This is a genomic window from Lentibacillus halodurans, from assembly GCF_900112045.1.
In the GTDB taxonomy this organism is placed as follows: Bacteria; Bacillota; Bacilli; order Bacillales; family Amphibacillaceae; genus Lentibacillus; species Lentibacillus halodurans.
In genome coordinates this window covers 1-7526 of sequence record NZ_FOJW01000002.1, presented here as the reverse complement: position 1 = coordinate 7526, position 7526 = coordinate 1, and the positions used below count along the sequence as shown (strand labels likewise).

General features: G+C 42.6%; 8 protein-coding genes and 1 tRNA gene. 1 reads left to right on the top strand and 8 read right to left on the bottom strand.

The window, feature by feature from the left end:
• Positions 1-154: 154 nt before the first annotated feature.
• The 8 genes from BM195_RS02720 to BM195_RS18470 all read right to left on the bottom strand — a co-directional run bounded on the left by BM195_RS02720 (position 155) and on the right by BM195_RS18470 (position 6209).
• A complete protein-coding gene (locus BM195_RS02720; RefSeq protein WP_090233244.1) occupies positions 155-628 on the bottom strand; it encodes a tRNA (cytidine(34)-2'-O)-methyltransferase in 474 nt (157 codons plus the stop codon).
• Positions 629-673: 45 nt separating this feature from the next.
• A complete protein-coding gene (locus tag BM195_RS02715) occupies positions 674-1519 on the bottom strand; it encodes an amidase domain-containing protein (RefSeq protein ID WP_090233242.1) in 846 nt (281 codons plus the stop codon).
• Positions 1520-1590: 71 nt separating this feature from the next.
• Positions 1591-2097, bottom strand: coding sequence for a methylated-DNA--[protein]-cysteine S-methyltransferase (locus BM195_RS02710; RefSeq protein ID WP_090233240.1), 507 nt, complete (start codon positions 2095-2097; stop codon positions 1591-1593).
• A 31-nt stretch (positions 2098-2128) separates the two neighbouring features.
• Positions 2129-3274, bottom strand: coding sequence for a tRNA epoxyqueuosine(34) reductase QueG (gene queG, locus BM195_RS02705; protein WP_090233238.1), 1146 nt, complete (start codon positions 3272-3274; stop codon positions 2129-2131).
• A 22-nt stretch (positions 3275-3296) separates the two neighbouring features.
• The gene (locus BM195_RS02700; RefSeq protein WP_090233235.1) at positions 3297-5000 is read right to left on the bottom strand and encodes an ABC-ATPase domain-containing protein; all 1704 of its coding nucleotides are present in this window, start codon (positions 4998-5000) and stop codon (positions 3297-3299) included.
• Between the two features lie 266 nt (positions 5001-5266).
• Positions 5267-5340: transfer RNA gene (locus BM195_RS02695), tRNA-Gly, on the bottom strand.
• Between the two features lie 268 nt (positions 5341-5608).
• Positions 5609-6106 carry a Crp/Fnr family transcriptional regulator gene (locus tag BM195_RS02690; RefSeq protein ID WP_244535651.1) on the bottom strand — a complete coding sequence of 166 codons (498 nt, stop codon included), beginning with the start codon at positions 6104-6106 and terminating at the stop codon, positions 5609-5611.
• A complete protein-coding gene (locus BM195_RS18470; protein WP_244535650.1) occupies positions 6045-6209 on the bottom strand; it encodes a hypothetical protein in 165 nt (54 codons plus the stop codon). Before BM195_RS18470 ends, BM195_RS02690 begins: the two co-directional genes overlap by 62 nt.
• Positions 6210-6338: 129 nt before the next feature.
• Here BM195_RS18470 and dat point away from each other — a divergent pair, with 129 nt between their 5' ends.
• Positions 6339-7202: a D-amino-acid transaminase gene (dat, locus tag BM195_RS02685; RefSeq protein WP_090233232.1), complete on the top strand. Its 864-nt coding sequence runs from the start codon at positions 6339-6341 to the stop codon at positions 7200-7202.
• Positions 7203-7526: the final 324 nt, after the last annotated feature.

The following is a 7526-nucleotide window of genomic DNA, read 5'->3' as shown; positions in this document are numbered from 1 at the left end:
CGGGATAAAGTGAAACTTCATTCAGCGAGTCTTTCCCGCTGAATGAAAAGGATCAAAGCATAAATACGGGCAGTAGCTGATTTCCGAGGATGAAATTCAGCATAAAAGCATCGGCTGGTTTTCCGATGCTTTTATTAAACATAATTAAGTTATACTATCTCATACCCGGGAAACCTTGCTGTCTTAACGCTTCGTAAACAATGATGGCTGCTGTGTTCGCCAAATTTAACGAGCGTACCCGATGACCCATATGAATCCGCAGGCACTGGTTCTCTTTTCCATCCAGAAAATTTTCCGGGAATCCGCTGCCTTCACGGCCGAATACAAAAAACAGGTCCCGATCCATATCAGTGAAATTATAATCTGTATAATAATTGGAACCGACATTCTCAATGTAATAATACATACCATCCGGATAAGCTTCATACAACTCTTCTATTGCGTCATATTCACGGACATCAACATACGGCCAGTAGTCAAGCCCTGCCCGTCGGACCATTTTATCATCAGTTGAAAAGCCGAGTGGACGAATTAAATGCAGTGTTGCGTTTGCTGACAGACATGTTCTGGCAATATTTCCTGTATTTGCCGGGATTTCCGGCTGATATAATACGACATGTAGACTCACAACTTATTCTCCTCTTATGCTAATGATAACTTTATTATTATATCATCACTCGCCAATCCGGAAAAATTTATATCCGATTTCGGGTGTCCACGCAGTTGAATCTTCATACGACCAATAACGGTTACGGCTGTTATCGGTATGGGCATTCACAAGTGGCATGCCATCAGCATCTTTTGCAACGACAATCGTGTTGTGATCCCATTTGCCATCACCTTCAAAATCATAGCAAATAACATCGCCGGGAATAAGATCACGGGCGGATTCCATCTCTTTCCCTTTTAACCCCGAAGTTGACCCGCTTAGATACCAGCGTAATGAATGTGCCACTGCCCAGCTGTAGCTCCAGGTTTCATCCTGGTACCACCAACCGCTTCCCCTGTCAGGTGCTCCCCGCATCGGAGCCCCGCCAGCCCGCATACACTGCGAAACATAGTTCGTGCAGTCCACATCAAATTTTCGATATGACGGGTTATAACTGTTCCACCACCGCTCCGCATATTGAACAGCTGAACGCCTGTCGTAGGAGAATCGCTTCTCAGTCAGCCCTCTGAGTGATTCAGCTTCAATGCCTGCAATTTCCTCTGTTTGAAATGGTCTCTCCATCACTTTATGTTCGACTAATTTCCCGTTTTCAAGCCTGAACTGAAAAGGCATAACCTGCTCTTCCTTAAAAAATAGATCGTGCTGCTTAATTAAAAATGATAAATGCAATAAATACCGGAAAGTCGTTTGACCAGAACACCGCAGTTTCTCAAAAAGATGCCCCTCTCCACTTATCCGAACCATTTCAGCCTTCCGATCACGGTACAAACCCCTCTTACGTTCCCACCAGTTATCCTCTTTTCGATCAGACTGAAAAAAATCAAGCCAGTTTTGTTTTAATGTTTCCATAAAAAATCCCCTCCATAATCAGTATATGGAGAGAAAGTCTGTCCCAATCCTATTCATGAAAATCAATGCTGTCACTTTGCCTCATGCGTCAACAGGAATTCTTTTTTATCCAATCCCCCGCCATAGCCAATCATTTTTCCGTTTGCCCCAATCACACGATGGCAGGGTACAACAATCGAAAATGGATTTTTATTGACTGCACCACCAACTGCGCGTACGGCTTTCGGTTGTTTAATTGTACCGGCAATGTCTTTATACGTTCTTGTTTGACCATATGGAATAGTATCATGCAGTGCTTTCCAGACTTTCTGCTGAAATGGTGTGCCATAGTACTCGAAATCAAATGAGAAGTTCTGTCGCTTTCCCTGAAAATAATCACGTAATTCTGTTATAACATGATGAACTTTTTCGGGCTTCGGGATAAATACCGGCTTATCAAAAAAATGGCTGGCCCATTTTGTCATGGTTGCTTCAAGATCAGCAAAGGACCCGTAGTCAATCCGGATCACTTTTTCCCCGTTACTGACAATTGTCAGTGTGCCAACCGGCGAATCCATTTCACTATAGTAAAGTTCCATCATTTACACCTCTGTTCGGATAATTTTTTCATCAAGTAGTCGAGAATTCTTCCTGAAATGCCAATCCTTTATCCATTTCAGCTAATACTTGTTCGTCAGTTTCTTTGTCCACCGCTTCTTTAATCGCAGCAAATGCATCTTCTGTACCGATTTTCCCGAGTGACCAGGCCGCTGTCCCGCGAATAACCGGTCTCGGGTCATTTTTCATAACGGTGATCATCTCATCAACAGCTGTCTCATCTTTATAATGAGCGAGGGCAATTAAAGCATTGCGCTGCAGCGGTTTTTTGCCCCTCCACGACCCTGCAATATGCCCGAATGTATCTTTAAATGCTCTATTTGAGATCCGGAGCATAGGCTTCAATTTCGGTTTAGCAACTTCTGGATCCGGTTCAAATTCCGGATGATTGTGAAAATCAACATGCTTATTGTATGGACAAACAACTTGACATGTATCAAACCCGTAGATAAAATTACCGATTTTCGGACGGAACTCATCCGGCATAAAATCTTTCGTCTGAGTTAAAAACGCCAGACAGCGCTGCGCATTTAGCTGACCACCCTGAACAAGGGCTCCGGTCGGACAGGCATCAAGACATTTCGTACAGGAACCGCAGCCATCCTCCAGTGGTTTATCCGGAACAAAGGGAAGATTGGTCATCAACTCACCAAGATAGACGTACGATCCGAATTCCGGTGTGATGATTGAAGTGTTTTTTCCGCTAAAACCGATCCCGGCCCGCTCAGCGACTGCCCGGTCAGATAATTCGCCTGTATCAACCATTACTTTAGTGGTTGCTTCAGGCACTTTTTCATTGATGAATGCGGCAAGCTTCCCCAGTTTATCCTGCAGCACATCATGATAGTCAGTCCCCCAGGAAGCACGGCAAAATATCCCCCGCCGCTCTTCCTTAGTCCCTTTCACCCCATCCTTAATACGGGAGGGATAGGCTAAAGCAACTGAAATAATCGATTTAGCTTCCGGCACTAGCCGCTCCGGTTCCGTTCGCTCCTCAATCGATCCTTTTTCAAAACCGGATTGATAGCCGAGTTCCTGCTGTCGCTTCAGACGCTCTTTCAATCCTTCAAATACATCTGCAGAAGCAAACCCGATTTTGTCAATACCGATGTTCTTGCTGTAGTCGATTATTTCCTGTCTCAACTGATCTAAGTTCATCCGGCCTGCCTCCCTTCCTGTTTCACACTTGCTTGACTCTCGCTGTACGCATTCTGTTTAGGACTGCAGCAATCTCATACCTTCTTGGCCTGGCAATATCACCGGGATGCTGGTCTTTGAAGACAGTGAAGGAGGCCAGCCCTTTCTGATCCATTTGCTGTTCGATATCATCCAGCAAACCATACAGTGACTTTTGTCCGAGAGCATTCGTCCGGTCAAAGTACTGAATCATTTCCGCAATCATTCTTGTCTGGGAGGTATCAACGAGTTGCTCTGTATCAGCAAATGTTATCTCTGTCTGTCCCATCAGGATGGTAGTCAGCCCTTTAGCCTGTGTTTTGGATTTTTTCCCTTTCCTGGTCTGCAGGGAATTCTGCAGGAAATACCGTTGGCTGATACTGCCAAAGGATTCATCTGTTAACGTTTCCCGGTTTATCGGATTATCCGCAACAATCGCTTTTGCCTCATCTGTTACATTATAAGGCACATACGCCTCCATCATGACCACTGTGTCAGCAACATCAAAATAATCACCGGATCCGCCCATGACTAAAATTGTTGACAAATCTAGCTGATCACGCATTTGCCTGATTTTATCAATGAAGGGTGTTATCGGTTCTTTATCTTTATGGACCAACTGCTGCATCCGATAATCTCGAATCATAAAGTTCGTAGCACTTGTATCCTCATCAATCAGCAGCGTTGCAGCACCAGCTTCGAGAGTTTCGATCACGTTTGCCGCCTGTGAAGTACTTCCGCTGGCATTCTCCGTTGAGAAATACGCTGTACCCTGTTTGTGCGGCAAATTGTTAATAAACGGTGAAATATTAACCCCTGTCACTTTACGGCCATCTTCAGCACGGATTTTTACGGCATCCACATCGGTCAGCACGTATTCCCTTCCATCCCCTCTTGTATGGGAATACACACCGCGTTCGATGGCTTCAAGCAGGGTACTTTTTCCGTGATAGCCGCCGCCGACAATCAGTGTGATACCCTTTTTAATCGCCATGCCTTTGACCGGCTCCGTTTGATGTGGAATCTCAATTTCCACTTCATTCTCCCCGGGGCTTTGGAACGGTACCGCATCTTTGAGTGGCCGGTTGCTGATACCACTTTCCCTCGGAAGAACAGATCCATTGGCAACGAATGCAATCCAATTGTTTTTGCGCATTACTTCTCTAATCGCTTCCTGCTGGTCAGCCAATTGTACGGCTTTTTCAATTTCGTTATCGGTTATCGAGAAAATGGAATTCTTGAGAATAGCAGGAACAGTATTCACCAATAATTTCTCAGCCTCTCTACCATTAATTTTGCGACCATTGGCAGGCAATCCAACCGAAATGCATACCGTAATTCCATTGGTGTCAGCCTGTACCGCACTCCTTTCAAGCACTTCCTGGCCAGGCCGATCAAACTGAATATTGCCGCTTTTACCCGAACCTTTAATGGAAAAATCACCCTTTGCAATCGCCGCTCCAACCTTACGGGCAAGTGCATCTTCAGTTGCCACCCTTCGCCTATACGATTCAAGCCAGCTGTCTTGTAAGACTCGCTTCTTTGCCGGTATAAACGCCCTTATTTTTGAAGGTGCTGCAAATGGATCACCTTGAACATAATCAATATACAAATCAAAATTAGAAAATTTGTAGTGACCTTGAACACTTTTATACGCTTTATACCCTTTTCCATCAATCTGTTTTAATTTCTGTATTAATTCCTTCATAAAAACCCCTCAAATTTCATTGTTCAAACTTAGAATACATGGTTGCAGAGACACATTCAAGTTTAAGGAAAACCCAGGTGCCGTCTCATCTATCCAGTGACTGAAGTTAGCGTTGACTAGATGATAAACAGCGTGTCGGCCAACATCAGCCATTAAAAGTTTCAGCCCAATATGATACTTCAAAACTAATCAGGGCGTACTAATTTCCGCTATGAAAAAACGCAATGCTTCGTTATATCGCGAAACACTGCGTTGTGACATATGTATGGAGCGGGTGATGGGAATCGAACCCACGACATCAGCTTGGAAGGCTGAGGTTTTACCACTAAACTACACCCGCAAATGATGTATTTTGATGTCCTTCTTAAGAACATTATATAGTATACCAACTCTATTAAACGGAATCAACCGTTTATGATAATTTTTTAGCTGACATCTCTATAACCTGCAAAATAATCCCAGCAAAGAAGATTATTTTGCCACTTGTGTTCATCCGGATACGATTGCAGAAGCAGCCCAATTTACAGCATACAATTTTCGACGCTGCATTGATCACAGGCAAGAAGCTATTTAAAGTAATCCACATCTTGAAGTAAAAAATATTTATTCTAATTCCTGATAATTCCTTGCTCTTTCCATTTATTCACGATCCGGCTTACGGTTTTTCTGGAAATAGCTATGTGTCTGCTGATATCCTGAATCAAAACCGGCTTGGTAATTCTGATGCCTTCAGGGGTGACAATACCGTACATATTGGAATAACGTATAAATACAGAGGCAACTGCACCTTCTGAACCAAAAGCAATATAATCACGGATCTTAGCTTTGCTGGCCTCCAGTGATTCAGCTAGCCAGCGTGTAAAATGAAGACTGAGCCCGCCGCTTTGCGATAAAATCTCTTCGATGGATTCACGTTTAATTGCGTATAAAGAACTGTGCTGAATAGCTTTTGCCGAATTTGAATAATATTCGCCGCCAAAAATTCCGATTTCACCAAACCCATCTTTTGCAACGCGTGTAAAAATGGTCAGATCTTTGTCCGCTTCAATTTCTTTGAAAATACGTACCTTCCCTTCTTGATGAAATACAAATGATCGGCAGGGCACCTTCTTCAAACACAAGTGAATTTTTCGGAACATGCATCTCACTTGAAGAAGCCATAATCTCTTCAATCTCTTGAATGGTTAACCGTTCTAATAATGGATCCATTTCACACTTCCACCTTTATAAGTGTATATTTCACATTATACAGGATTTCAAGTGATTGTTCTGTGATAATTATCACGCTTTACAGAAAAAGCACCGCATTATACAATAATTTTTAAGGAGGTGTATAAGGTGTCTGTTTACCCTATTATACTATCACAAACCCATTTCACCCACCGTGACGACTTGACTTACCCTTTTGAAGAACGTGGTTTGCAATTTGGCGATGGTGTCTATGAAGTAATTCGCATTTATGATGGTTCATATTATCTGCTGCCTGAACATATTGATCGGTTATTTCGTTCTGCTGAAGCCATTAAAATTGATTTGCCATTTTCCAAAGAAGACATTAATAGCCTATTACACGATTTGCTGGAGCAAAATGATATGAGTTCTGACGGAATAGTATATTTGCAGGCGACGCGTGGTTCTGCACCACGCAATCATGCTTTTCCGACTGACACGCCGGCAAACGTATATGCCTATATCCGAGATATGCCACGCAAAATAGATCAGCTGACAAACGGGGTTTCAGCCATCACACAACGGGATACCCGCTGGGAGAATTGCTATATTAAAAGTTTAAATCTGCTCCCGAACGTGATCGCCAAACAAGAAGCACAAGTAAAGGGGTGCTATGAGGCAATATTGCACCGCGATGTAATTGTGACTGAATGCAGTTCATCCAATATTTACCTTGTGCAAGACGGCAGCATATATACTCACCCTGCAACAAACAATATTCTTCACGGCTGTGTGCGCATGCGGGTGGAGCAATTTACTGATGACCTGAACATCCCATTTTTTGAGGAATCCTTTTCCGTTGAGGATATCAGAAATGCTGATGAATTATTTCTGTCAAGCAGTACGTCTGAGGTCATGCCGGTAGTTAAAGTTGATGGTAACCCGGTTGCTGACGGAAAACCCGGGAACATCACCAGACAAATGCAGGAAACCTATGAAAAAGATGCAAACATTATGAAACAACAAATCTGAGGCTAACTATATAAAGTCAACAAGTTTTACTACAAAATTTTAATATTTCTTTGTTATAATTTTGTGCTTGACAAATAAGCTTGATGATTTACAAATTTTTAAATTTATCATCAAGCTTATTTCTTCTATCCTGTTAAATTTTATTACGTATTAACCTCTTTATATGATTCCCCAGTTTGCAGTAAATGGAATATTACTCTTATTAATTTCTTCGCTACATGACTTAATACTACATTATAGTGCTTACCCTCTAATAGCTTCTTCTCATAATACTTCTTAAATGTTGGTGAATGGATAGACACCAACCTTGATGCATTGTACATA

Excerpts from the sequence above, each read along its gene's own strand:
- BM195_RS02715 (WP_090233242.1), bottom strand. The coding sequence starts at position 1,519 with ATGGAAACATTAAAACAAAACTGGCTTGATTTTTTTCAGTCTGATCGA.
- BM195_RS02710 (WP_090233240.1), bottom strand. The coding sequence starts at position 2,097 with ATGGAACTTTACTATAGTGAAATGGATTCGCCGGTTGGCACACTGACA.
- queG (WP_090233238.1), bottom strand. The coding sequence starts at position 3,274 with ATGAACTTAGATCAGTTGAGACAGGAAATAATCGACTACAGCAAGAAC.
- BM195_RS02700 (WP_090233235.1), bottom strand. The coding sequence starts at position 5,000 with ATGAAGGAATTAATACAGAAATTAAAACAGATTGATGGAAAAGGGTAT.
- BM195_RS18470 (WP_244535650.1), bottom strand. The coding sequence starts at position 6,209 with ATGGATCCATTATTAGAACGGTTAACCATTCAAGAGATTGAAGAGATT.